A 24,551-nucleotide genomic window follows, 5' to 3' on the forward strand; every position below is an offset into this window, starting at 1 on the left:
TTATTTCCCAATATTGATGTGTATATAGGTCATGATTTCCCATTCGTTGCCGTTGTCAAACCCGACCGGACTTATCGTGGGCTCATTTGAAGATCCTTCCCCGGCATTTGGTAAATATCTCGGTGAGAATTCATTCAGCGATCGCCATATGCCACGTATGCCCACCTGTGTACTTGGCAAAATGAACCAATCGGGCTTGCCCAAGGTGGTCGATATATCCAACATCAATTGTACCGGGTAGGTCAAGTTGAAGTCTCGATGGTAGTCAAATGGACCCCAATCATTGATTTTTTGTTCGTAGCGCAGCTTGAAGTTTTTGTAGATCATTCGAACGTCTCCGCCAAAACGATTGATCAATCGTTGTGAATCTCCATTTCCTTGTCCGTTACCGTAGTAAAAATTACCGATAATGCCTAGGTCCGGGCCAATTTTTGAGACCATTCTAGAATGAACCTCCCAAAGGTCTTGCGCTGGTGCTGAATTGGGAAAGGCGAAGAACGTACGATCGGCCTGGAAACCGATATGGGCATCCATGGTCGTGGGCAGGTGACGGTATACAAAGCCCAGATTCATGGCGAACTTGGCATCTTCGGCCCTGTCATTGTCCCATTCATACATCCAAGTACCTGGTGTAGGGTCATAGGTGAAAAGTATCTCCCCAGCTGTGGTTTCACGGTTCGCCCGAACGGAGAAAGGATCATCAATAATATTCCGCAATCGCCCAGGGCCTTGAACATCTTGTGGCATGGCCTCAACCAGTGGTTTTTGCCACATAAAATTGGGCGCGATCTGAAAATTTCCCGCAGCAAAAGTAAATCCTGAGAACACACTGGTAACATTACCGCTTCCGGTATCTCTCAGTTTCCAACCCGTAAAGGTGAGTGTTTGGTCGGCACCGCCATTTGCAATTAGGCCCATTGCCGACGCCTGGCCATACCAATTGAATTTTCCACCCTCATAGGTAATCTTTGCCTTTCCTCCCCAATTATCGCTTGACTGGATTCTATCTTCAAAAACCACATAATCACCCGGGGTTCCGGTGACGTCTTGAAAGGCGATGCCATTCAATGGGCTACCTGCCCAAACACCGCCCAATGTGATGCCAAACTTGCCAAACTCACGTTCGATGGCGATAGAGGCCCTTTCAGTGGGCCAAGGTGGAATGACACCACTACGTACTTGGTTGACATCTAAAACACGGCGGCCGTTTTCATCTAAAACGACATCGGTTTCAAAGTCCCTGTGATAGATACCGGTAATATCAAACTTGCCAATATGCCTTTTGTACTTGAAGAGCATGGTCGGATTGGCCCCCCACCACAACTGCGGCCCCACAGCTACTTTCAAGCCTTTCAACACACCTTTGCCGTCAAGTTCCGCTCCTAGTATTTCTCCATTATAGATATCGAGGTTCGGACCATAATTGGCTTCAGGATAAAAGCCAAAAAAGTCTCCTTCATACCCCCAGTGGTAATGCCCGGTTCTATAAAAGCCCCTTATATCGAACTCTTTTGCATTCCATTCAAATTCAGCTTGGTACACCCGTACCCTATTTACATCTGAAACAACCACATCTCCCTGATCGGTACTCACATCGATCGGACGGGCATTGTTCTCATAAAAAATCTCATTGATGGGGTTTTGTGCCACGTTTCCGACAACGTTGACATTAACCTCTGCCCGCATGTTCGGGGCCGGATTTCCTTCCACTCCAACGAAGTACGACTGCAAATGGTCAAATCCCAATTGATTGGGGAACGTATTCGGGTCGTCTGGATTTGGGGTATCGGGAGTTGTTATAAGACTGCCGCCGGTACTAAAGGTGGCAAACTTGGCCTGAAGGTTGCTAATTCTAAGCAAGTTACTTTGCTCTCCCTGCAAAGCCGCTTTGTCACCCCGAGCCTTCAATACGGCATCCATCAATTCGATGTTATCAAAGTGGTTCTGTACAAAATTTAGGTCCACCCCTTCACCGTAAGGATCCACTTGATGGGCCTCTTTCAGTGCATAGTAGGCGGCACGGGGATATAGGTCATAAAGCCCCCTTGGATTTGTAGCGCCCTTGGCACAGATACCGAACCATTCTTCGTTCATGTTATTGGCTCCCACTTTTGCCAGATCACGTGCGTAGCCACCATTAGACCATGAAGCATTGTTGTCATGCACATCGGCATTTTTTCTATCGTCAAAACCAAATTTCCACCAACCATCACTGAACTGAAAAGTAAACCCTCCAATGGAATTGCCTGCTTTGCCAAGGCCAGCAGCATTCTCATATATTTCTTTCCAATTGCCCACCATGTAATAGGCCTGTGACAACTGGTCTTCCTTGTTCTCAATGGCATTGAATGCATCGGCTCCGAACTCAGTGAACATAACGGGCTTGTTCAATTTGTCTTTGACCACTTGAAACATATCACCGAATGAAACCCCGCGATAGGTGTTGGTTCCATAGATATCCACATCTTCACATTCATCTGCAACGATGTCTATGAACAAGACGTCTCCGTTACAAATGGCCACGGGGTGGTTGGCGTCCAGTTCTTTCATCTTTTTGGCCGCCTCGTTCATTAATCTGTACATAGGCCGTCCCCTGCTCTCCCCTATAAATTGTATTCTACCTTCATCATCGGGAAAATCTTCGGTTTCGGCCCCGGCCCAGAACAACCCATAGTTATTTTCGTTGCCCAACAGATACATCAGAAGCCCAGGCGTATTTTTGTAGCCTTGTACCAAATTTTCGATTTCCGTCATTAAAAACTCTGCGGTTTTGGGGTCATCATAAATAGTGACCGGTGTCCAAACACCATCCAAGGTCAAGCCATATCGACCAAAGGAGTGATTGAGCATTGTGTAGATCCCGTAATTCTCATAGATGTATTTGATCCATTTTGCCGGAACACCTGTATATTGGCGAATAACATTGACCCCCATATTTTTTAACAGGGACATTTCGGTATCAAGACCGGCTTTGATGACATCATCTGACTTTTCCCAAAATTTGGCATTCACGGTATTGGTGCCAATGGGTATGTAATCCCAGTTCATACCATTGATCATGAAATCCTTACCGTTGACCACCAACTTTTGGCCTTCTCCTTCGTCTACCACGACCACCTTGTCTGTCTGGGCATAGATTCCGGCCACAAACAAAAAGAGAAGTAATCTCAGCAAATTTTTTTTCATAATAGTTTGAGTTAAAGTTTGTTGTTCGATAAAGGAAAGCATCGTGCCCATTTTTGAGATGTGAAAAAGACACCAACGTCTTCCCCTTTTTCGCATCTCTAAACATATCTTAAAAAAATATCAACCCCATAAAAAACACCTCAACAAAAAATATACATGGCAAAAAAAAGAGCGGTTTGTTGACACATTGGCAAGGAACCGATTTATACAGGAGTTTTCAGACCATGGAGCTGCTCGCTTTTTGTCGAAAAATTAGATTTGTATAGGTATTGTTGAGGTATTGGCTGAAGAATGTACAGAATCTACAGTTTAAGGATGTAGTTCACAAGATTGGCATCATGCGATAAGTTCATTTTTTTTCGAAGTCTGTACCGTTTTATCTCAACACTGCGTGCAGATATATTGAACAATGGCGCTATTTCTTTAGAGGATAGGTTCAACCGCAGATAGGCACATAACCGTATGTCATTGGGAGACAAGTTCGGGTGTGCTTTTTTTAACTTTTTCAAGAATTTTCTGTCTGCATTGTTGAATGCTTCTTTGAACAGTTCCCAGTCATCATTCTGGTTGAGACTTTTATCAATAATATTGATGATGGGCTTCACTGAATCTTTATCCTCTGCATACGATAAAAGTTGTTCTTTGGCTTTTGAGAGCAATTCGTTCTTTCTTATGATACTCAAGGTAGAAGCGGCCAATTCGCTGCTCTTGTTCTTAAAATCTGTTTTGAGCTGCTCATTTTTTATTTTGATGATTTCCTTTTCATTTTGGGCCTTGGCCAATTCCATCTCACGCTTATTGCGCTCAATCAATTTTTGTTGCCGTTTATGGTAATGCCGTTTATATGAATAGTGAATCATGATCGAACCCAATATGGCCCCCAATGCATAAAGGGAAATCATCAAGGTGGAAAGATACCAGGGCTTTGCCACCTTAAAGGAATATGAAGCTGTGTTATCTGATAGGGCGTTGCCTATTTTTCCTTTCACTTGAAACTCATAATCACCAAATGGCAAATTCTCATACAATACGGTTGCTTTTTCTGACCAATCACTCCAGTCATCGTACATTCCCTCTAACCGATATTGGTATTGGGTATTGATGTATTTGTTGTATTCAGGGGCGTAAAAAGAGAACTCTAGATTATTTTCATCGTTGTCAAAACTGCCCTCTAGCTTCTTATCGAAAAAGCTCTTATTGGTATTAATGGCCCAATTGCTTACCTCACTGATATGAACATGAAATTTCTTGGGTTTTACCTCATTGGTGTTCATAATGAAATACCCTGAGGTCTTTCCGAGCAAATAATTTCCCCTATCATCGAGTTTCATGATATTTTCATAACCCAAAATACCATTTCTCACTTCTTTGGTCAGGGGCACACTTCTAATCTTCAATGTATTGGTCAACCCTACTGGGGATACATAATTTATATTTGATTTGCTGAAAACCCACAGTCTGTTATCGTTTTCATCGACAAGCAATTTGCCCGATTCATATTCATGTTCGTCGTAGATGTTACTTAAGAGACTGTCCCTAACAAATTTCTCATCATCATAGGTAAAGATTCCATCTTTATAGGCATACAACAAATCACCATTATACATCGCAAGGCCTGAATTGGAACCTTTTATCGAGGTATCGATGGTGACCTTCCCCGCTTTGGAAAAAGTGTCATCGACCACTACTTCAAAAACACCATTGTACTCATGGTTCACAAAGATTTTATTGCCGAGCGTCTCAAAATACCTTGATGAATTAGCAAACCCTTCTATCTTATTTCTAAGTTTCCAAGAACCATTCGACTTTTCTAGAACATACAATCCATCATAATTGCCCTGCAGCAACAAGTTTGGTCTATCTGCCAGCTTAGCTATCTGCCAAGTACCCTGTACGGACGCTATTTTTTGGGCCTTATTATCCCTGATCAAAAATGTACCGGTATTATGCCCACAAAACAAGGTACCATCGATTTCTTCCAAACACCAAACCTGCCCTTGGGTACCTGATATCAAGCGATAATCATCTGAACCATCAAATGGCTTATAAAACAGCCCTTGATTTGTTCCCAAATACAGATTGTCATTATGAATTGCCGATACATATACACTGCCCAGAATACCATTGGTATCATCAAATACCCGATAGGGCGCATCTAAATTCACATAGCTTATACCATAGTCAAGCCCTAGCCATATGTTACTATCGGCATCTTCAAAAACAGAGAGAACGGTATTGTTCGACAACCCTGTATTCTGGTCTATTTGAAAGAGCAGTTCCCCTTCTTTGCTTAGATGGATCATACCATTGGATATGGAACCCAAGACATAACTTTCATCCTTTAATTGAATACCGTCATATAGACTGAGATTTGACAATAGGTCATTGGGGAAATTCTTTGACTGAACCAAAGAACCATCGCTCAGTCTATAAAAACCATTCTGTTTTGTGAGGACCATTACGTCTTTTTCATTTCCAAACAACTGAATGACTTCGTCTTTTTTGACAATCTCATCGTCAAAAACCAAAATGTCTCTACCTGACTCAATTTTAAACACGCCCTCACCCATTCTTTGAAAATAGATGCCTTGACCAATTTTGAACATTTTAGTAATCGTGCTTTTCGAATCTATCGTACTTACAGAACCATCTCGTACATCATAGATATAAATTCGTTTCAACGATTGAAAAACGATGTATTCATCTACCGCTATTATGTTCCAGAATTCTTCATCTTCCAATAGGTCTATACCTATTTTCTTTGATAAAGAAGTATACTTTAGAATGCCCAGATCATTTTTTTCCCAATAGCCAAATTCCATAAAACAACCCGTATAGATTCGGTCATCAATGACATTGACCGAACGCATAATGGTCTCATTTATAGATGGATATAATTTGAAGCTGGCGCCATTGAATTCTATCAACCCTTTGCTGTTGGCTACATAGATCAGCTTTTCTGAAGACTGCGAAATCGCCCAGTTCTGATTTTCTCCATTATAATCGTAGGGATAAAAAACCTGTATCGGGGGTAACTCTTGAGCAATCAGACTCAATGGAACAAAAAACAATAAGATAATATAGAACCTCAAAAAATGATTGTTTTTAAGAGCTATCTAAAATTAAGCTATTTCATGGAACTGATATAATTAAAAAAGGATGGTAAGCGCTTTATGGGGCCAAGTATATTTCGGTTTTTCATGAATTGCTGAAACATCGATTGTTCACCAACAAAGACAATTCTTGAGTGTACGATCTGATTTAGGGCAACTTTTTATTCCCCATAGTTTTCAATGATCAAGGCGTCGGTCTCCTCTTGTGTTTTAAATACCTCAAAAGTTCTTCCCTGTGTTCTCAGGGCCCCCAAAGCGTTGGCATACTTAGCCGCCCTAATGTAGTTGGTAGGTTCTTCCAACAATCCGAAACCCAACCCACCGGCAAAAGAATCACCGCAACCTGTGGTATCGATGACATGTTCTACCTTGACCGACTTTACCATTTCATGACGAATTTTGCCATCTTCCTTAAAAAAGACGGCTCCTCCCTCGGCATCCAGGGTCACGATGAGCGATTCCACTCCCCTATCCAAGACATGTTCGGCCAGTTTCGGCAAATGGTCCGTTGAATGGGTCTCGAACTCAGTAAGGTCTTCAACATTATATTCCTTTTCAAACCAACAGCACATAGACTCTTCTAAATTCATTTTGAGCACATCGATATACGGAAGCCACTGATCGCGATCCACCCAAAAACGAATCAGGCGATCACCGGTAATGGTCAGTGTATTGGTCGGGCCATGAGCATCGAAAATAATTTTACCGTTGCTGTTTTCTTTGATATACTTCAACGTTTCAAGTGGTACCTCATAATCGGTAATGGGCACGCATACGAACACCTCACAATGCATGAGGTCTTTGACATCTTCTGGGATGATGGGGTTCATGAACCCTGTCTGCTTCTCTAAACGTTTGTTTTGATCTACGAAACGCAACTTGATGACATCGCCTTGATCGGCATCTGAAGTAATATGGTCAACGTTCAAATTCGAGTATGGGGCCAATAACTGTTTCACCGCATCCTCATCACGTTTTCGTACATGTGAAACAAGATGTACCGAGCCCTTATCACCCAAAAGCTTTGAAATGCCTATGGCAGTATGGGTGGCACAGCCATATTTTTCAATGACTTCGCCATGGTGGGTGGTAATATGATCTCTTGGTATTGGGCCAAGAACGGCTACATTATATTTGAGCATTTCTAAGATGGTGTTTTAAAAAAAGAAAATACAAAAAAACCTTGGTCTGTCATTACGTTTGACTTCAGAATGTTGGTCAACTGTCAAAAAAAAGCAATTCTTCAAATATAAATCCGTGCAGAAAAGAAGAAATTTTCGATGAATTTCATCGGTAAAGTGCAATTTTCATCGATAAAAGTCAAAAACCTATGAAAAATTCATAAGTATTGAAGGCGGTGGGTTCTGCATCTTTGTATCATAGTAACGCCCTAAATCTTAACTTATGATACGTTCAATTACCTACAGGCTGTGTCTTATTTTTTCCTTTTTCCTATTTGTGCACCATATAGGGGCACAGCATACCGACCATTTCTCGACGAATCACAAAAACCAAGAAACCAACAAAAGGGTAGGCGACTATCTTGATTTGTTACAACAGGGATTTTCTGAGAATGAAATCTTTCAAGATCTCGGCAATGCCAATTTGTTGGCCGAAAATTATGAAGCCGCCGTTTTTTGGTATGAAAAATTGTTGCGTCTTGACAGCAACAGCAGCTTCAATGACAATTACCAAGAACGCTATCGTTATGCTTTGGGCCAGTTGCAGAAAAAAGCATTGCGGCAGCCCGTAGCGAAAAAAAATTGGGAAACCTATGTAAAAGCTGATTACATCGATGAGGGCAGTAGATTTAAAAAATTGCTCCAAACCGATGTGGAAAGGCCCCAAACCATCACTGCTTCGATTCAACCAAAAATGGAAGGCAGCTTTTCGACACTACAAGGCTATGTGCCTTCTATGGCCACTACCAAAGATGGACGTATCGGCTATTTCAGCAAGGCCGTCTATAAAAAACCGTTGACAGGTATTTTTTCAAAGCGCCAGCTCATACACGAGATTTATCGTGCGGAAAACATAAACGGAGAATGGAAAAATGTTGAGAAAGTCACTGTTTGCCCTGAGTACTTTTCAGCAAAGCACCCCACCATTTCTGAGGACGGCGCAAGGTTGTTCTTTGCTTCGGATATGCCGGGAAGCTATGGCAAATACGATATTTATGTCGCCGATATAAAGGCAGATGGCAGCTTTGGTATCGCCAAAAATCTAGGCCCAAAGGTGAACACCAAAAAAGATGAAGGGTACCCCAATCTTTTTAATGAGACCCTTCTTTTCTTTGCTTCTGAAGGACGGGAAGGCTACGGTGGACTCGATCTTTACGCCGCCCAGGTAGCCCAGAACACGCTCACCACATCTGTCAACTTGGGCAGTCACATCAATAGTAGCCATGATGAGTACACCATTGCACTGAATCCTGAAAAGGGAATGGGCTATGTGGTCTCGAATCGTGGAGACAACAACTCAATTGAGCAATATGCCATCTCTTATGGTGATAATACCGACAATACGCTTATGGCCAATAGGGAAGAAAAGTTGATGAACCTTTTGAACAACGATGACTCAAAAATGGAATACTCGAATACCGTATTTGAGAACGAATAAGATAATCTTGGACACCATAAGACTACTATCGGTCAGATACCATAGGGGTTAAATCTGGTTTTTATTCGATTGCCACAGTTTTCATAAGTCGTTGGCCATTGGCCAAAATATCTGGCAGTTATTATAGGGAAAACGGGTTGTATTATTTCAATCTGGCCGATTTTACAAGACCTTGCGGATCATTGAGCTGCAAGGTCTTCTTTTATTTTGCACTGGCTTCCACTCCCAATTCAAAAAATGATAGACGAAAAAATCTTAACAAATAGTGCATTTGAACGAAAATGACTACAAAAAACACGTTGTCTTTTTAAAAAAATATATATTGGAAAGTAAATAATACAACCCTAATTCGAAAAATCCCCTAAATCTTACGCTTATGGAAACGTATTGCTACACTCAGACCCAATTGAATGGTTCAAGCTATAAACCACGTATAGTGGCCTTGCGACGGTAGCGAACCTTCCCTACATCATTTTATCTCTTTTTTACCCCAACCGGTCATGCCAAGCTAATGGCAGTTGCCATTACGTAAGCCTTTTGTAGCGTTCTTGCCTTGGCATGCCCCTGGCGCAGAGACCCGAACGGGCATTCTTGCCCTTTGGCATAGGGCCTTGCGGTAGAGAGGCCGTAGGCAATTGTATGCTTTTTTAAAACCAGTTAACCCAAATCTATATTAGTATGAAAACTTGTGCAATCAGGGTCGTCATTATTGACAATGACCCACAACTCCATCAACTTTATCGGTGCTATTTTGAGACTGTGACCGAGTATGAGCTCATGGGCATTTATTCGAGAGTGTCAGAAGTGCTATCAAACTTTGGTCGGTTGGCGCCCGATATTGTCATTTCTGAAGTTTCCCTTGGTGGGATTTCAGGATTGGAAGGCATAGAGCTCCTCAAAAAAAGGAAAGCCCCGATCAAAATTCTCATCATGAGCAATCAAAATGATTTTGAAATCATCAAAAAAGCCTTTAGAAAAGGTGCGAATGGCTATTTGACAAAACCTGTGACCAGTAACCGTTTGTTTCATGCCCTAGATGCCATCAAACAGCATGGTGCCGCCTTGGGGCACGATGTCGCCAAAAAAATCATCGGCTCGTTTCAGCAAAGACCCTTGGAAGCCTTTTCAAAAAGAGAGAACCAAATTATTGAGCATCTCGGGCAAGGCGCCACTTATAAAGTCATTGCCGACAAATTATATGTGACCCCCAGCACGGTAAACTTCCATATCCAGAACATTTACCTCAAGCTCAATGTGAACTCAAAATCAGAGGCGCTCGAAAAACTGAGATTGCTGCAAATGAAAGAATTGAATTTTGGATGAAGAAGAGTTGTTCAGCACGACAAAGCCCGCACCAGTGCGGGTTTTTTGATGTCAAAAACGCTTGACAAGATGCAGCCCCATTGCTCCATCGCTATATGAGGGCAACAACGTAAAGTCATTTTTCTTTTTGAAAGGATTCCATCGAAAGAGATAGTCAAAATGATAGACCAGCTTGGTCACTATAATGCCCACGGCCGCCCCTGCAAAAATGTCTGAAAGCCAATGTTTGTTGTTCATGACCCGCAATGCGCCGGTGGCCGTGGCAAAGCCATATCCGCTATAGGCCAGCAAGGCACTGCTATCTTTAAATTCTTCGTATAATACCGTTGCATTGGCAAAGGCATTCGAAGTATGCCCTGATGGAAATGCCTCGGCATTGAACGCATTGGGCCTTTCTTTATAAATGGCCTTTTTCATGCCAGCCGTGATCAATTGTGTAATGGCCGCCGAAAGCACAAGGTTTTTGGTCTGGTCGAACCAGTGGTTCTTTGCTTTGACACCGGCCAGGTCGGCAATGTACATCTGGGCAATGGGGGCATAACGAATGTAGTCATCCAAAGAAGTGTTGAAGTCATTACCCAACTCATCTTGGAGACCCGCCTGAAAATTTCTTTCAAAATCACTATCTGACAGCAGTAATCCGACCAAGAACAATGACCCCGGAAGAATGGCTTTTTTTGCAAGTGACTTTTCGGTAGGCCTTTCTAAAGAGAGGTTTTCAAATTGTCCGAAACCCAAGGTAACGGTCAACATAGAGGCCAAAAAGCTGTATATGAAAGATTTGGTCGACACTATAACTTGATCTGATCGTCATAGTAGTAACTTCAAATACGGCCAAATTATTGTTGTAGGGTACCTGCTTTCATGGCGTACCACTTTTTATGTACTGCCCAAACAAAATAAAAAACCCCAGCAGTTTTGCTGGGGTCCATACAATGAATTAAAAGACTTTACTTCACTTCCTCAAAGTCTACATCTTCTACATTGTCGCCTTCTGCAGAGTCGCTTTTGGCACCATCATCAGCACCTGCTGAAGTTCCGTCACCATTGGCTTGGGCTGCTTCTGCCTGTGCCTTGTACATTTCTTCGGAAGCTACTTTCCAGGCTTCGTTGATTTTTGTCAAAGCGGGCTCGATTACGGCCACATCTTTGGTCTCGTAGGCTTTCTTCAATTCTTCCAAGGCCTCTTCGATCGGTTTTTTCTTGTCATCTGACAGTTTATCACCGAACTCGTTCAATTGTTTATCGGTCTGGAAAATCATGGCATCGGCCTCGTTTAATTTGTCAGCCTTTTCTTTTGCTTGCTTGTCGGCCTCCGCATTGGCTTCCGCTTCGGCCTTCATTTTTTGGATCTCCTCCTCGGTCAAGCCCGATGAAGCTTCGATACGAATGTCTTGTGACTTGCCGGTGGCCTTATCGGTAGCCGATACTTTGATAATACCGTTCGCATCGATATCAAAGGTCACCTCAATCTGTGGAGTGCCCCTTGGTGCAGGTGGAATGCCGTCTAAATGAAACCTACCGATAGTCTTGTTATCGGCGGCCATGGGCCTTTCACCTTGCAGTACATGAATCTCCACCGAAGGCTGATTGTCTGCCGCAGTCGAGAATATCTGTGATTTTTTTGTGGGAATGGTGGTATTCGCCTCTATCAATTTGGTGAACACACTGCCCATGGTCTCGATACCCAATGAAAGCGGGGTCACATCAAGCAACAGTACATCTTTTACGTCACCTGTCAATACACCACCTTGAATGGCCGCACCAATGGCAACCACTTCGTCAGGGTTCACCCCTTTAGATGGTTTCTTGCCAAAGAATTTCTCAACGGCCTCTTGTACCGCTGGTATTCGGGTCGAACCGCCCACTAAAATGATTTCGTCGATGTCGCTTTTTGAAAGATTGGCTGCTTTCAATGCAGTCTCACAGGGCTCGATGGTACGCTTGACCAAATCTTCGATCATCTGCTCAAACTTGGATCGTGACAAGGTTTTTACCAAGTGCTTGGGCCCAGAGGCCGTAGCGGTGATGTACGGCAAATTGATCTCGGTCTGGGTCGAAGATGAAAGTTCGATCTTCGCCTTTTCGGCAGCTTCCTTAAGGCGCTGTAGTGCTATCGAATCTTCGCGAAGGTCCATGCTCTCTTCCTTCTTGAACTCTTCTGCCAGCCAATCGATGATCTTTTGGTCCACATCATCACCTCCCAAGTGGGTATCACCATCGGTGGCCAATACTTCAAATACGCCATCGCCCAGTTCCAAAATGGAAACATCGTGGGTACCCCCACCAAAGTCAAATACCACAATTTTTTGGTCGGTGTCTTTTTTATCAAGTCCGTATGCCAATGAAGCGGCAGTAGGCTCATTGATGATCCGCTCTACGGTCAATCCGGCAATCTCACCGGCCTCTTTGGTGGCCTGTCGCTGCGAGTCATTGAAGTAGGCAGGTACGGTGACCACTGCACGGGTAACATCTTGGCCCAGATAATCTTCGGCTGTCTTCTTCATCTTTTGAAGAATCATCGCCGAAAGCTCTTGGGGCGTGTACATGCGGCCATCGATATCGACACGGGGGGTGTCATTGTCGCCTTTTATCACTTTATAAGGTACTCTATTCGCTTCCCTTTGAGATTCAGAGTATTTGTTGCCCATAAACCGCTTGATCGAATATATGGTCTTATTCGGGTTGGTCACCGCTTGCCGTTTGGCCGGGTCACCTACCTTTATTTCGCCACCCTCGACGAAGGCAATCACCGAAGGGGTCGTTCTTTTTCCTTCCGCATTGGGTATGACCACTGGTTCGTTTCCTTCCATTACCGAAACGCACGAGTTGGTAGTTCCCAAGTCTATACCGATAATCTTACTCATATTTTATAGTTCTAGTGTTGAAATTTCATATTCTGTTCGACCAGTAAATGTCAATGATCGTGCCATCAACAGAAATATGACAAGGTGGCAGTTTTGTATTGGCCCGCTGCGTATCTTTGAACAAACACACCGTGTAAATGGAATGCATCAGCATTTTTGATATGCTCAAGATCGGCATAGGCCCTTCGAGTTCGCATACTTTGGGACCTTGGCGGGCGGCAGAGCGCTGGATTTCTGAACTTGTCGAGAAGGGTAACTTTGACAAGGTCAAAAAAATTCAGACGCAACTCTTTGGCTCCCTTTCATTGACGGGAAAGGGCCATGCCACCGATCTGGCCGTGGTGCTCGGTCTGTCAGGAGCCGATCCAGTGACCATTGCCATTGCCCATATCGACCGTATTATCGAGGGTGTGAAAACAAACGGCACGCTCATGTTCAACGGCCAGACCGCTTTGCCCTTTGCTATTGAAACGGACATTGTTTACGAAAAGGAATTCTTGCCCTTTCACGCCAACGGCATACGGTTTACGGCCTTACTCGAATCTGGGGCGGCCATCAGTGAAACCTATTACTCTATCGGTGGCGGATTTGTAGTAAAGGAAGAACGCACCAATTCTAAAAAGAACAAAGAAACTTTCAAGACCTTTCCCTTTCCCGTTCAACGGGGCGAACAACTGCTGCAACATTGTCACAATGAGAACAAGAGCATCTCGGCAATCGTGCTCTTGAACGAGCTTTCGCTCAGAACCGAGGCCGAGATCGATGAAAGTCTTGAGCACATCTGGCAGACCATGCTCGAATGCATGTACCTGGGCTGTCATACAGAAGGTAAATTGCCCGGTGGACTCGATGTAAGGCGCAGGGCATTTGAAATGCACCGTAAGCTGAAAGGAGACCTCCCCTACACTACCCCGAATGAGTGGCTACAGGTGATACGTCAAACAGAAGTAAAATTCCGCAGTATCTTGAAATGGGTAAGTTGCTTTGCCCTGGCCGTCAACGAGGTGAACGCCTCTTTGGGCAGGGTGGTCACGGCACCGACCAATGGCAGTGCCGGGGTCATACCCGCCGTATTGATGTACTATTTGGTCATCGAAAACCACAAGGCCGGTTTTGACCATATCAAAACGTTTTTGCTGGTGGCGGGTGAGATCGGCAGTATTTTCAAGAAGGGCGCCACCATTTCGGCCGCTATGGGTGGTTGTCAGGCTGAAATCGGAGTGTCATCGGCCATGGCGGCAGGGGCATTGACCGAATTGTTGGGCGGCACACCAGAACAGGTGTTGACCGCTGCCGAAATTGCCATGGAACACCATTTGGGACTCACCTGTGATCCCATTGCCGGTCTGGTTCAAGTACCCTGTATCGAACGCAATTCAATGGGGGCCATCAAGGCCATCAATGCAGCTGAACTGGCTTTGGAGACCAACCCGGCAGAAACCAAGGTGCCTTTTGACATGGTGGTCAATACCATGTGGGAAACCGCCCAAGACATGAACAGCAAGTACAAAGAAACCTCAGAGGGCGGCCTTGCCGTTGGGGTGAACATAAGCGATTGTTGAGAAAACATGAAAAAAAGAAGATCATTGGTCATGGTTATCTTGGTATTGGTCGTATCGGCTTCAATAGCCGGGGGCCTCTATTACAAACGAGTCACGGGTTCTGAAAGCACCGATGACATCATATATATCGAGCCTGAGACAGCATATCGCACCTTCGCTGATATCTTGGCACATGAAACCTTTAAGAACAAGGTGGTGTACGTCGATTTTTGGTTCACGGCCTGCCCGTACTGTGCCAAAGAGTTCAAGGCCATGCCCGCCCTGAAAGAACATTTCAAAGCTGAAAAAGATCTGGTATTTCTATATCTGGGTAAAGACAGGCGCATACCCGGTGAAAAATTTCGGTGGAAAAAGATGATAGCCAATAAGAACTTGACCGGGGCACATTATTTTATGAGTATCGACCAATACCGTAGCATTTGGGAAGAAACCGTAAAAGATCCAACCGTCACCCCGGGCTTTCCCCATTTTTTGATCGTGAACCGCGAAGGAACCATTATCGATGACGATGCCCCATGGCCCAGTGATCCTGAACTTATCACCGTGTTGAAAGGGGTGTTGGCATCACCCTGATGGTCCTTGATCAATATTGTTCGAAAACACTTCTGCCATTTGGGAGACCACATCGGCCTTTGTATTTAAAAGCATTGGTTTTTTAACCAATTTTCGCCATTTTTAGACAATTGCGTATATACCCTTGTTACCCAGCCTTAAAAGAAACAATGTAAATGCCAACAAAGCATCCACCGATTTCAAGTGAAGTATCAGAAAACATATGTCGAGTAATAGCTGCAATTTCACTAATTTCAAATCTATAAACCATTATCCCGATAGCTATCGGGAGGCCAGATTTTACGCGGAAAATCTCAGAAGGACTTTTCCACAGTGAAATCATGGACAAGACTGAAGTGTGCCATCATGCCCAACAAGAAATACATCTTAATGATTAATGTTCTCATGTTAGTCTGTACATTTTCTTTGGGAATTTATGGGCAGTCCACAGAAGCAAAACTTATCCTATTGGACAATTCTGAATTTGAGGGATATGGAAAAATCACTAAAGGCAATAAAATACTGTTTCGAATGGATTTGGAGGGTAAACCTGATAAATGGGACGGAACTCAAGTGAAAAGAATTGAATTTGACCACGGTTTTAAAATTGTTGCCTATGAATATGTGAAAATTGGAAAATACAAACCTACGCTTTACAGGGTCATCGAGCCAGGCTTTATGACCCTCTATGCTTACGATGAATCTTATTGGACGCCAAATCGTCCTATAGGCAACGATTTAATGGGCGGAAGTCAAAAAGTTTCTACAACTAGTTATTATATCAAGAGAGAGGACAAAGAATTTTTATGTACCGTAGTCCGAAATAAAAATGCGTGGAAAAAAAGACTGATCAATTGTTTTGAAGACTGCCCTGAAATAATGGAGATCATTAATAGTCAGAATGTTAGGGATTATGAAATTGAAGACTTAGTTTGGAATTTCAATGAGTACTGCGGAGGTATTAAAAATTGAAAAGTCTGCTGCAAACAGTGGCTATAGTCTACTAGGTTCTGGAGGGTTACTGTATTAGATTAACTTCAAACCTATGAACCATCAACGACTCAATTTGCCAAAACCATTGACACCAACTAAAAGAACAATATGAAAGTAACTGCCGAACATAATGAGCGAATGGCAAAACTGACTTTTGCCTCAGTGTATCCGCACTACCTTACGAAAGTGGAAAAAAAAGGCCGGACAAAAGAAGAGCTTCACCAAGTGATAACCTGGTTGACAGGCTTTGATGATGATAGAGTACAAGAATTGATCGATCAAAAAGCAACTTTTAAAACCTTCTTTCAACAAGCAACCTTACACCCAAACGCCCACCTGATAAAAGGGGTGATTTGTGGGTACCGAATTGAAGAAATAGACAATACGCTGACCCGACAGGTACGATATTTGGACAAGCTGGTGGATGAATTGGCAAAAGGCCGAAAAATGGAGAAGATCTTAAGGGTAGAAAAGCAATAAGCTTAAACGAAAATGAATTTTATAGTTTTAAGATGCAAATCAAGCTGAAAAGTCAGTGGCGAAAAGTCCACTACTATTCTTATGACAGACCGTTATGCAATTTGAGCAATGACCGATAAACAAAATACTATTGAAATTGAATTTTTAGACCACGTTGCGATTCGAGTCGCCGATATGGAAGCTTCTGCAAAATGGTATGAAAATGTGTTAGGGCTTAAAAGATATCGACTGTCTGAATGGGGAGACTTTCCAATATTTTTACTTTCTGGAAAGTCAGGAATTGCTTTGTTTCCTGCTGAACTTGACCATACCGAATTAGACCCGGCTTCAAAAAATGTGAAAATTGACCACTTCGCCTTTAATGTGACCAATGAAAATTTTGAAAAGGCCAAAAAGAGATATATCGAATTGAATTTGGAATTTAATATCCAAGACCATCATTACTTTGAATCAATATACACTAAAGACCTTGATGGGCATACGGTTGAACTGACCACGATCAAAGTAAATGAACGAGAGTTTTATAAATAAGAACAACAGGTATGGCCGATTAGATTATCCCTCGACTACACTCTTGGACATATAAGTAATCAAAACAAAAAATGAAACAGATAAAATGGTTCGATAGAAAATTCGATTTCGCCTTTGAGCAGAACATTTTTCCCAGTATCATCGAGAGACTTGGGGGTACATCTATTCGACTCAACCACAAAATCGGCCAAATGGCAACCGAACACTTGACCGCAAAGCTCGACGGCCGTTGGTCCATTCAAGAGAATATCGGCCACTTGATCGATCTCGAGCCCCTTTGGCAAGGCAGGCTTGAAGATATATTGAACGGCGTGGAATATATGCGGGCCGCGGATCTGGAAAATAGGAAAACCGATCAAGCAAACCACAACGAAAAGGAGATAGATCATTTACTGAATGAGTTTGCAACACTTAGGCAAACCACCATGAACAGTCTGACCGCGCTAAGTGAACCGCAGGTATATGAATATGCGTTGCATCCGAGATTAAAGAAGCCCATGCGGGTAATGGACCTGTTTCTTTTCGTTGCCGAACACGATGACCATCATTTAGCGAGAATAAGTGAGTTGAACGCATGGCTTACCACTAAGGCCAAAAACGATTGAAAAGGGTCTTGGTCAGACCACAGGGCGCCATAAACCAGAAAACGACCATCAAATGGGCTATTATATCGATTTGAGCAAGATTGACCTTGACCAGTATCTGACAAAACTTAAATCTGCAGATCTACTGCCCAGTAGAATGGTTCTAAAAGAAGAGATCGAAAACAACTTTGAGTCCATTAAGGGGCAAGGAATTTTTACCGTCGAAACACTGTTGCGGTCCATTGACACAAAGAAAAAGGTTCAAGGTTTTTCGAAGCAAAGTCACATAGACGAAAACTATTTGACCATACTGGCAAGAGAGTTGAAGAGCTATCGACAACCACCAAATAAGATCAGGGACTTTCCAGAACTCTCCCCAGAGGTCACCAAAAAGCTCGAAGAGGCAGGAATAAAGAACACCCAGCAGTTATATGATAAAATATTGACCTTTGAAGACAGGGCAAAACTTTCAAAAGAATTGGCAGTACATGGGAATGACGTTTTGAAACTTGCCAAACTGACCGACCTCTCAAGAATTCGGTGGGTCAACCATACATTTGCCCATGTTTTGATGGAAGCCGGTTATGATACGGCCAAAAAGGTCGCAAATGCCAACTATGAAAAATTATATGAGACCGTAAGGCAATTAAATGAAGAAAGAAAAATTTACAGGGCACATATTGGCCTGCACGATATGAAACTATGCGTGGAAGCAGCAAGGGAGTTAAGCCTTGAAATTGAATATTGAACCATGCGAATGTACGACCAGATGGCCAACAGCGTAATTCACAACCTTACTCAGTATAGCCTTCAATAAAGGTCTCGAACCTACCGGGTGTCAATGTTTCCCATACCGAAGCGATGGTCCAACCCACTGACATATGTGAATTCAAATACCCTTTTCCATTGGCCCCATAATCCCAAGTGGTGTGCTGCACAATTTCGGGCATATAGCCTTCTTTGCCGACACCGACCATATGGCCTTCATACGGTAACATTTGGTCCTTAATGGAAGAGATGATGACTTCTGACATTTTGATGAATCGCTCTTCACCGGTTTCTTTTCCCAGCCATTGCAAGACATGCGGAAAATCAAAGGCCCAAACGTCTATATGGTTATTCTCTGTGGATACATTGCCCCAACCGCGGGTCTTAAAATCGTTTTGGGCCAATAAGCTGTTGCTCTTGAAGGGAACGTCGTACAGGTAGTACCAACTCAGCCCGAAATAGGCTGCCTTTTTGGCCAATGACAGGTATTTTTCCCGTTGCGCCCCATCGGTCGCCTGTGCCAAGTGTGAGAACGAGATTGACGCTATTGCGGCCGCTTCCTTGTCCTCACAATCAGAATCTAAGGTTGATGAAAAATAATCGGCCTTATCAATGATGTTTTTCTCAGCGTATTCTCCCGCTTTGATGGCCACTTGCAAAAACTGTGGTTCGTCGAAATAGTATGAAGCCATGATCATGGGGGTGATGATACTTTGGGTGCTTCCCTTAGAACTATCGACAATTTCATAATCGATATCAAATTTGCGCGGTATGCTTCCATCTTCATGCTGCATCTCCGCAATCTTATGCAACAATGAAAAGACCTTCTTTTCGATTTCAGGACTTGATTTTTTCTGCCGCTTGTCAAAATCGAGCAACAAAAGAAGGTTCTTTATGCCCTCGCTCTGTTTTCTGAGGGTATAGACGTCTTCGGCATTGTCACCATAGATCAATTCGCGTATGAGGCCTGTTTCGGTAAATCCGTTTTGATAGTACGAACCCTGTACTTTTCTGGCCAAAGCGATATGGTCATGGTCTTGCAGGTCATGTCCGTACTCCAATAGGTTGTACGTATTGGCCAAGAGTTGTCCGCAAAAGCCCACTGACAGCACCCCGGTGGTCTCACAGGTCTTTGTATTGAACCAAAGTCCTGAAAACCCCTTTAGGTTCTTGGTCTCGGCATAACTTTCATAGAAATAGTTACTCAATATTTCCTTGATTTCAACGTCTTGTTTTTTGTTTGCAACAGGCGCTGGATCGTAGCTGTCAAAGGCATCTTGCCAGCTTTTTGCGACCACTGTTGTAAAATCGTTGGCCGTACCATAACTGATCTTCCAGATCAACTGTATCGTCTCGCCTTTCTCCATTGGGTAAAAGGCCTTGCTGGGCGGATTCAACTTCAATTTTGATTGATATGATTTGGGAATCTCCTCAAAGGGAAAACCGGCGTTGAGCTGTACCTTGTCAGCTTCCCATTTCCCTATTCCGAGGCTTCCTATCTGGGTCTTGATGGTGAGATTCCCAGAAATCGAATCTGGCGTTTCATCGAAGAGCAAAGAATCAGCCCTTGCCAATCTTACCCAGTTTTTTGAATCTTCATCGAATAGCACGGCAATGGGAAAACTCATTCTGTCCTCCCTAAAAGACCACAGATCTGCTGTTTTGAACGAAGGGGCATTTTCGGGCGAGCGAAGATTTCGCTTATACCAGAATCCCGGAAGCAAAAACTGGGCTTTTTCAAACGATGAGTTGATCGACCAAACTTTGTGCAGGCGTATGTTCTGTGCTTTCAGTGCATGCAGGGTGTACGTATATGAGACGTCTCCGTTTTCTTCTACCCTTGTCTTTTTGTCAATGGTAAGTCCTTCGTCCGCGCCATTGTTCAAATACGTGTCAATGGCCTTGGTCTGTTCGGAGCTATTGGAATGCAAGATCGTAATCGCCAATGGTTGGTCGATAATGTTGTCTGGCAGCATGCGCTCTTTCTTACATGAGGCGAGTATCAAGATCAAGAGGCATAGCGTCAAAATGGTGCTTGGTTTGTTCATGAACAGATAGTATACGGTAAAAACATCAAAAAGTATGGTCTATCTGAAATAATATCGACGAAGGCCAAACATGGGGCGACCAACACAAACGATCGCTTCATTTTTTAAAAGGCGCTTCACAAGACAGGTGACCAGTAGAGACTAGTGGTGGTTTTGCTAATCGGCATCTTTTTTGGTGCCCATATACCCATCAAATTTCAGTTTTGAAAAATTTCCCTCACTATCTGGTAAAAACTCCAAACGTGACCAGTATTGTCTGTTGATGAATTTGATGATCTGACCCTCTGCATCTACTGCTGGTATCATGGATGCACCATCTGAAAGCAACATGCCCTCTTCATAGCTTATTGCCACGGTACCATTGGGAGTGTAAAAATTTTCGTCGAATTGATAGGTGCCAACTAATTTTTGCGCCAAGTCATTTGTCACAGATGTTGGGCTGACCAGATTTAATTGTTCATAGGGTTCCCCAAAAACAATCGAGGCTATCTTGGGTACGTTGAAGTAGGGTACAAATATTTGGATATTTGACAACATGATCACCGTCAGATCTTCGTCGGGATAAACCGCAAAATAGCTTGAAAAACCTGGTGAGCCCCCACTTCGATAATAGCGCATGTGATTTCCTTGACTTCTATTGGATATACCGTAACCTAAACTGGTTCCATAATACGGACCTGTCATTTTTTTCCAAGAATCTGCTGACAACAACTTGTTTTGCATCAAGGCATGCGCAAACTTATCAAGATCTTCTGCGGTGGCGTAAATCGAAGCATGGCCAATTTTTGAAGACCAGTGTATCCGCTGGGCACGTTCCAATTCTGCAACACCTTGCTGCTTATACCCAATAGCTAGATCAGGAACGTCACCATATTCCATTTCATGGGCATAGTGGCCAGTATTGGTCATTCCCAAAGGAAGAAAAACTCGGTGCTTGAGATATTCGCCAAAAGATTGCCCAGATACCGTTTCCAAAACCTTGGCCAAGAGTATATACGAAGATCCCGAATGTATGTACTTTGTTCCAGGTTCGGCTTTGGGCTTCAATTTTTTTATGTAATCTACCAATTCATCCAGTGTATGGGCCGACTTGACCATTTCGTCGTACAAACCCTCTGCCTGTGAAACAAACCTTGGTAAACCAGATCTTTCGGTAAGTAAATGGTGAAGGGTTATGTTATCTCCATTTGGAAATTCTGGAATGAACTTAGAGAGTTTATCGTTTAGGTTTATTTTTCCCTCTTCAACAAGCAATAGAATACCTGCTGCCGTGAACATTGCGGAAACCGACCCTATAAAAAACTTGGATTCCGCTGTATTTTTCAATTGACTTTCCCTATCGGAATGGCCGTACGATTTCGCTATTATGGTAGTGCCGTTTTTTTTGACCAGAACGCTGCCACTGAAGTTATTTGAATCGGAAATCGGAAGGATCAACTCGTCTATTTTATCGGCAAGATGACCGTCGATACTATGGGAAGCAGGAGAATCTTGACCATGGGCCATGTGACCAATACTTACGAAAATTGCCAATAGGGCTAGGAGTTTTTGTTTCATGATCATTTTTGAACCATTTTAGTAAAGACTGGGGATTTCATTTTTGGTTACAAAAATTCTATGGTCGATTGGCTTATACCATTTGCCCATAAAAATGAAAACAAGTGTCAGACCTAATCAAGGCACCCGGCCCTACCCCTGGTATCGATAAGATATATGATTTTCCAGTCCCCATCAAAATTGATGAGCTGAAACGAGTTGATACCGCAATGGCTAAAATCACCGTTCAGCCAAAATTCATACCCTACCCATGCATTGGCCATGGTTCTATCTACCTGTATCGACCACGTGGTGAGCTTTTCCTCAAACGAAACGCTGTCAGGTATGTTGACAATCGATTCATACAACTTCTCAATACCTTGGCTTCGAAACATTGTTTTGCCCTCTTTGTTGCGTCCCGTCGTCTGCAACAGCACATTGTCGCCCACAACGCTTTTCATCAAGATGGAATCTTGTTTGTGGAAACCCTCAAAGAAAGTTTCGATAGTTTTTTTAACGGCATCTTGCTCTGTTTTCTGCGTATTGGTCTTTTGACCCATGGCCAAGACAAAAAAGCAAAATGATATTGCCGTAAAATAAAATTTAGTCATTGTTTTCATGAATTTCAAACCTACAAGATAATGAAAATGGATTCCCGCTTCCACCAAAATGGCGGGTAAGTTCGCATGAATGGGAAAAATCTCTTTACTTTAGCTGCAAAACCAAACCATAATGTCCATAGCCAAAAAAGAATATAAAAGGGTCACGGTCAAATCTCTCTACGAGATGAAGCAGAACGGCGAGAAGATATCCATGCTCACCGCTTACGACTATTCAATGGCCAAAATAATCGATTCGGCCAATGTAGATGTGATTCTGGTGGGTGATTCGGCCAGCAATGTTATGGCAGGCCACGAGACCACACTGCCCATTACGCTCGATCAAATGATCTACCATGCCTCTTCAGTAATCAGGGCCGTGAACCGTGCCTTGGTCGTGGTCGATATTCCCTTCGGACGCTATCAAAGCGACCCCAAAGAAGCGTTGCGCTCTGCCATTCGTATCATGAAGGAAAGCGGTGCCCATGGCATAAAAATTGAGGGGGGAATGGAAATCAAAGAATCAGCCAAACGTATCTTGAATGCCGGCATACCGGTCATGGGACACTTGGGACTTACCCCTCAGTCAATCTATAAATTTGGCACCTACACCGTACGGGCCAAAGAAGAAGAGGAAGCCGAAAAATTGATGGAAGATGCCAAGTTATTGGAAAAAATAGGATGTTTTGCCATTGTGTTGGAAAAGATTCCCGCAAAATTGGCCAAAAAAGTGGCTGAAAATGTTTCGATACCCATTATCGGAATCGGCGCTGGCGGTGGTGTTGACGGACAGGTCTTGGTCGTTCATGACCTTTTGGGCATGACCCACGAGTTCAATCCACGGTTCTTGCGTCGCTATATGAACCTTTATGAAGATATGGGCAATGCGATTTCGAACTATGTGGCCGACGTGAAGAGCGAAGACTTTCCGAACGAGGGGGAGCAGTATTGATTTTGATGTTTGGATAATTGGATCCTTCGAGTATTCGAAATCGCAATCAATCTGACATTCAATGATCGAATAAAATGACCTCTAAGTTTAAATCAACCTTAAAGTAATCATTTTGGACTTCCAAGAATCCAATAATCGAACAGTCCAAAAATCCAACTCAAAAAACCTTCAGGTCTTGTATGAGGACAATCACCTGATCGTGGTCAACAAACGCCCCGGTGATATTGTACAAGGCGACAAAACAGGTGATACGCCACTATCAGAAATAACAAAACAATACCTTAAAACCAAATACCAAAAACCTGGCAATGTGTATCTGGGGGTGGTGCATAGGCTCGACAGGCCAACATCGGGCATTATCGTCTTTGCCAAAACCTCAAAGGCCTTGCCCCGGCTGAACAAGCTCTTTGCAGCAGGAGAAGCACAGAAGACCTATTGGGCCGTGGTAAAAAATGCGCCACCTACCGAAAGTGACACCTTGGTCCATTGGTTGGTGCGCAATGCCAAACAAAACAAATCGTATGCGCATGCAAAGGAAGTGCCCGACAGCAAAAAAGCAGTACTGACCTACCACCGTGCCAAAAAATTGACCCATTATTTTTTGCTGGAAATCGACTTAAAAACAGGGCGTCACCATCAAATTCGTGCCCAGCTCGCGGCCATCGGCTGTGCCATCAAAGGAGATTTGAAATATGGCGCCGAGAGAAGCAACAAAGATGGCAGTATTCATCTGCATGCCCGAAAACTGTCATTGGTTCATCCTGTAAAAAAAGAGAAAATAGTATTCACTGCCCCTCCTCCATATGACCCGATCTGGAATGCCTGTTTATGATTTTTT

General features: G+C 43.3%; 19 protein-coding genes. 11 read left to right on the forward strand and 8 right to left on the reverse strand.

Translation table 11 applies throughout. The annotated features are described in order from the left end of the window. The 3 genes from L0P89_RS16490 to L0P89_RS16500 all read right to left on the reverse strand — a co-directional run bounded on the left by L0P89_RS16490 (position 1) and on the right by L0P89_RS16500 (position 7,441). A complete protein-coding gene (locus L0P89_RS16490) occupies positions 1 to 3,186 on the reverse strand; it encodes a glycoside hydrolase family 2 TIM barrel-domain containing protein (RefSeq protein ID WP_235266215.1) in 3,186 nt (1,061 codons plus the stop codon). Between the two features lie 302 nt (positions 3,187 to 3,488). Further along, positions 3,489 to 6,278 carry a triple tyrosine motif-containing protein gene (locus L0P89_RS16495; protein WP_235266216.1) on the reverse strand — a complete coding sequence of 930 codons (2,790 nt, stop codon included), beginning with the start codon at positions 6,276 to 6,278 and terminating at the stop codon, positions 3,489 to 3,491. A gap of 182 nt (positions 6,279 to 6,460) precedes the next feature. Next, positions 6,461 to 7,441 carry a carbohydrate kinase family protein gene (locus L0P89_RS16500; protein WP_235266217.1) on the reverse strand — a complete coding sequence of 327 codons (981 nt, stop codon included), beginning with the start codon at positions 7,439 to 7,441 and terminating at the stop codon, positions 6,461 to 6,463. Positions 7,442 to 7,703: 262 nt separating this feature from the next. Here L0P89_RS16500 and L0P89_RS16505 point away from each other — a divergent pair, with 262 nt between their 5' ends. Both L0P89_RS16505 and L0P89_RS16510 read left to right on the forward strand, forming a co-directional pair. Beyond that, entirely contained in the window at positions 7,704 to 8,918 is a 1,215-nt protein-coding gene (locus L0P89_RS16505; protein WP_235266218.1) for a cell envelope biogenesis protein OmpA, read from the forward strand. A gap of 678 nt (positions 8,919 to 9,596) precedes the next feature. After that, positions 9,597 to 10,241, forward strand: a complete 645-nt coding sequence (locus L0P89_RS16510) for a response regulator transcription factor (RefSeq protein ID WP_235266219.1) — start codon at positions 9,597 to 9,599, stop codon at positions 10,239 to 10,241. Between the two features lie 51 nt (positions 10,242 to 10,292). Here the strand turns inward: L0P89_RS16510 and L0P89_RS16515 are convergent, their stop codons facing one another. Both L0P89_RS16515 and dnaK read right to left on the reverse strand, forming a co-directional pair. Continuing rightward, positions 10,293 to 11,033, reverse strand: coding sequence for a phosphatase PAP2 family protein (locus tag L0P89_RS16515; protein ID WP_235266220.1), 741 nt, complete (start codon positions 11,031 to 11,033; stop codon positions 10,293 to 10,295). 158 nt (positions 11,034 to 11,191) lie between these two features. Continuing rightward, the gene (dnaK, locus tag L0P89_RS16520; RefSeq protein WP_235266221.1) at positions 11,192 to 13,108 is read right to left on the reverse strand and encodes a molecular chaperone DnaK; all 1,917 of its coding nucleotides are present in this window, start codon (positions 13,106 to 13,108) and stop codon (positions 11,192 to 11,194) included. Positions 13,109 to 13,245: 137 nt separating this feature from the next. Here dnaK and L0P89_RS16525 point away from each other — a divergent pair, with 137 nt between their 5' ends. The 7 genes from L0P89_RS16525 (at position 13,246) to L0P89_RS16555 (ending at position 18,558) form a co-directional block, all read left to right on the forward strand. Beyond that, positions 13,246 to 14,670: an L-serine ammonia-lyase gene (locus tag L0P89_RS16525; RefSeq protein ID WP_235266222.1), complete on the forward strand. Its 1,425-nt coding sequence runs from the start codon at positions 13,246 to 13,248 to the stop codon at positions 14,668 to 14,670. Positions 14,671 to 14,676: 6 nt separating this feature from the next. Next, a complete protein-coding gene (locus L0P89_RS16530; RefSeq protein WP_235266223.1) occupies positions 14,677 to 15,243 on the forward strand; it encodes a TlpA family protein disulfide reductase in 567 nt (188 codons plus the stop codon). A 345-nt stretch (positions 15,244 to 15,588) separates the two neighbouring features. After that, complete coding sequence (locus tag L0P89_RS16535; protein ID WP_235266224.1) at positions 15,589 to 16,194, forward strand: hypothetical protein; 606 nt, start codon at positions 15,589 to 15,591, stop codon at positions 16,192 to 16,194. A 129-nt stretch (positions 16,195 to 16,323) separates the two neighbouring features. Further along, the gene (locus tag L0P89_RS16540; protein WP_235266225.1) at positions 16,324 to 16,695 is read left to right on the forward strand and encodes a DUF2200 domain-containing protein; all 372 of its coding nucleotides are present in this window, start codon (positions 16,324 to 16,326) and stop codon (positions 16,693 to 16,695) included. 108 nt (positions 16,696 to 16,803) lie between these two features. Further along, a complete protein-coding gene (locus L0P89_RS16545; protein WP_235266226.1) occupies positions 16,804 to 17,226 on the forward strand; it encodes a VOC family protein in 423 nt (140 codons plus the stop codon). 71 nt (positions 17,227 to 17,297) lie between these two features. Further along, positions 17,298 to 17,831, forward strand: a complete 534-nt coding sequence (locus L0P89_RS16550) for a DinB family protein (RefSeq protein ID WP_235266227.1) — start codon at positions 17,298 to 17,300, stop codon at positions 17,829 to 17,831. A 52-nt stretch (positions 17,832 to 17,883) separates the two neighbouring features. Beyond that, on the forward strand, positions 17,884 to 18,558 hold the full coding sequence (locus tag L0P89_RS16555; protein WP_235266228.1) for a DUF4332 domain-containing protein: 675 nt from the start codon (positions 17,884 to 17,886) through the stop codon (positions 18,556 to 18,558). A gap of 46 nt (positions 18,559 to 18,604) precedes the next feature. Here the strand turns inward: L0P89_RS16555 and L0P89_RS16560 are convergent, their stop codons facing one another. The 3 genes from L0P89_RS16560 to L0P89_RS16570 form a co-directional block, all read right to left on the reverse strand. Then, positions 18,605 to 20,626 carry a hypothetical protein gene (locus tag L0P89_RS16560; protein ID WP_235266229.1) on the reverse strand — a complete coding sequence of 674 codons (2,022 nt, stop codon included), beginning with the start codon at positions 20,624 to 20,626 and terminating at the stop codon, positions 18,605 to 18,607. Between the two features lie 156 nt (positions 20,627 to 20,782). Beyond that, positions 20,783 to 22,183 (reverse strand): serine hydrolase, encoded by a 1,401-nt coding sequence (locus L0P89_RS16565; protein ID WP_235266230.1) that lies wholly within the window; start codon positions 22,181 to 22,183, stop codon positions 20,783 to 20,785. A 113-nt stretch (positions 22,184 to 22,296) separates the two neighbouring features. After that, positions 22,297 to 22,773, reverse strand: coding sequence for a nuclear transport factor 2 family protein (locus L0P89_RS16570; protein ID WP_235266231.1), 477 nt, complete (start codon positions 22,771 to 22,773; stop codon positions 22,297 to 22,299). Between the two features lie 121 nt (positions 22,774 to 22,894). On the opposite strand from L0P89_RS16570, the gene panB reads away from it, so the two are divergent. After that, complete coding sequence (panB, locus tag L0P89_RS16575) at positions 22,895 to 23,713, forward strand: 3-methyl-2-oxobutanoate hydroxymethyltransferase (RefSeq protein WP_235266232.1); 819 nt, start codon at positions 22,895 to 22,897, stop codon at positions 23,711 to 23,713. Between the two features lie 175 nt (positions 23,714 to 23,888). Next, positions 23,889 to 24,545, forward strand: a complete 657-nt coding sequence (locus L0P89_RS16580; protein WP_235266233.1) for an RluA family pseudouridine synthase — start codon at positions 23,889 to 23,891, stop codon at positions 24,543 to 24,545. Positions 24,546 to 24,551: the final 6 nt, after the last annotated feature.

Origin of the sequence: Muricauda sp. SCSIO 65647, from assembly GCF_021534965.1 — a bacterium.
GTDB lineage: Bacteria > Bacteroidota > Bacteroidia > Flavobacteriales > Flavobacteriaceae > Flagellimonas_A.

Coding starts and splice junctions, on each gene's coding strand:
- L0P89_RS16490 (WP_235266215.1), bottom strand. CDS start 3,186: ATGAAAAAAAATTTGCTGAGATTACTTCTCTTTTTGTTTGTGGCCGGA.
- L0P89_RS16500 (WP_235266217.1), bottom strand. CDS start 7,441: ATGCTCAAATATAATGTAGCCGTTCTTGGCCCAATACCAAGAGATCAT.
- L0P89_RS16505 (WP_235266218.1), top strand. CDS start 7,704: ATGATACGTTCAATTACCTACAGGCTGTGTCTTATTTTTTCCTTTTTC.
- L0P89_RS16510 (WP_235266219.1), top strand. CDS start 9,597: ATGAAAACTTGTGCAATCAGGGTCGTCATTATTGACAATGACCCACAA.
- dnaK (WP_235266221.1), bottom strand. CDS start 13,108: ATGAGTAAGATTATCGGTATAGACTTGGGAACTACCAACTCGTGCGTT.
- L0P89_RS16525 (WP_235266222.1), top strand. CDS start 13,246: ATGGAATGCATCAGCATTTTTGATATGCTCAAGATCGGCATAGGCCCT.
- L0P89_RS16530 (WP_235266223.1), top strand. CDS start 14,677: ATGAAAAAAAGAAGATCATTGGTCATGGTTATCTTGGTATTGGTCGTA.
- L0P89_RS16535 (WP_235266224.1), top strand. CDS start 15,589: ATGCCCAACAAGAAATACATCTTAATGATTAATGTTCTCATGTTAGTC.
- L0P89_RS16540 (WP_235266225.1), top strand. CDS start 16,324: ATGAAAGTAACTGCCGAACATAATGAGCGAATGGCAAAACTGACTTTT.
- L0P89_RS16545 (WP_235266226.1), top strand. CDS start 16,804: ATGACCGATAAACAAAATACTATTGAAATTGAATTTTTAGACCACGTT.
- L0P89_RS16550 (WP_235266227.1), top strand. CDS start 17,298: ATGAAACAGATAAAATGGTTCGATAGAAAATTCGATTTCGCCTTTGAG.
- L0P89_RS16555 (WP_235266228.1), top strand. CDS start 17,884: ATGGGCTATTATATCGATTTGAGCAAGATTGACCTTGACCAGTATCTG.
- L0P89_RS16560 (WP_235266229.1), bottom strand. CDS start 20,626: ATGAACAAACCAAGCACCATTTTGACGCTATGCCTCTTGATCTTGATA.
- L0P89_RS16565 (WP_235266230.1), bottom strand. CDS start 22,183: ATGAAACAAAAACTCCTAGCCCTATTGGCAATTTTCGTAAGTATTGGT.
- L0P89_RS16570 (WP_235266231.1), bottom strand. CDS start 22,773: ATGACTAAATTTTATTTTACGGCAATATCATTTTGCTTTTTTGTCTTG.
- panB (WP_235266232.1), top strand. CDS start 22,895: ATGTCCATAGCCAAAAAAGAATATAAAAGGGTCACGGTCAAATCTCTC.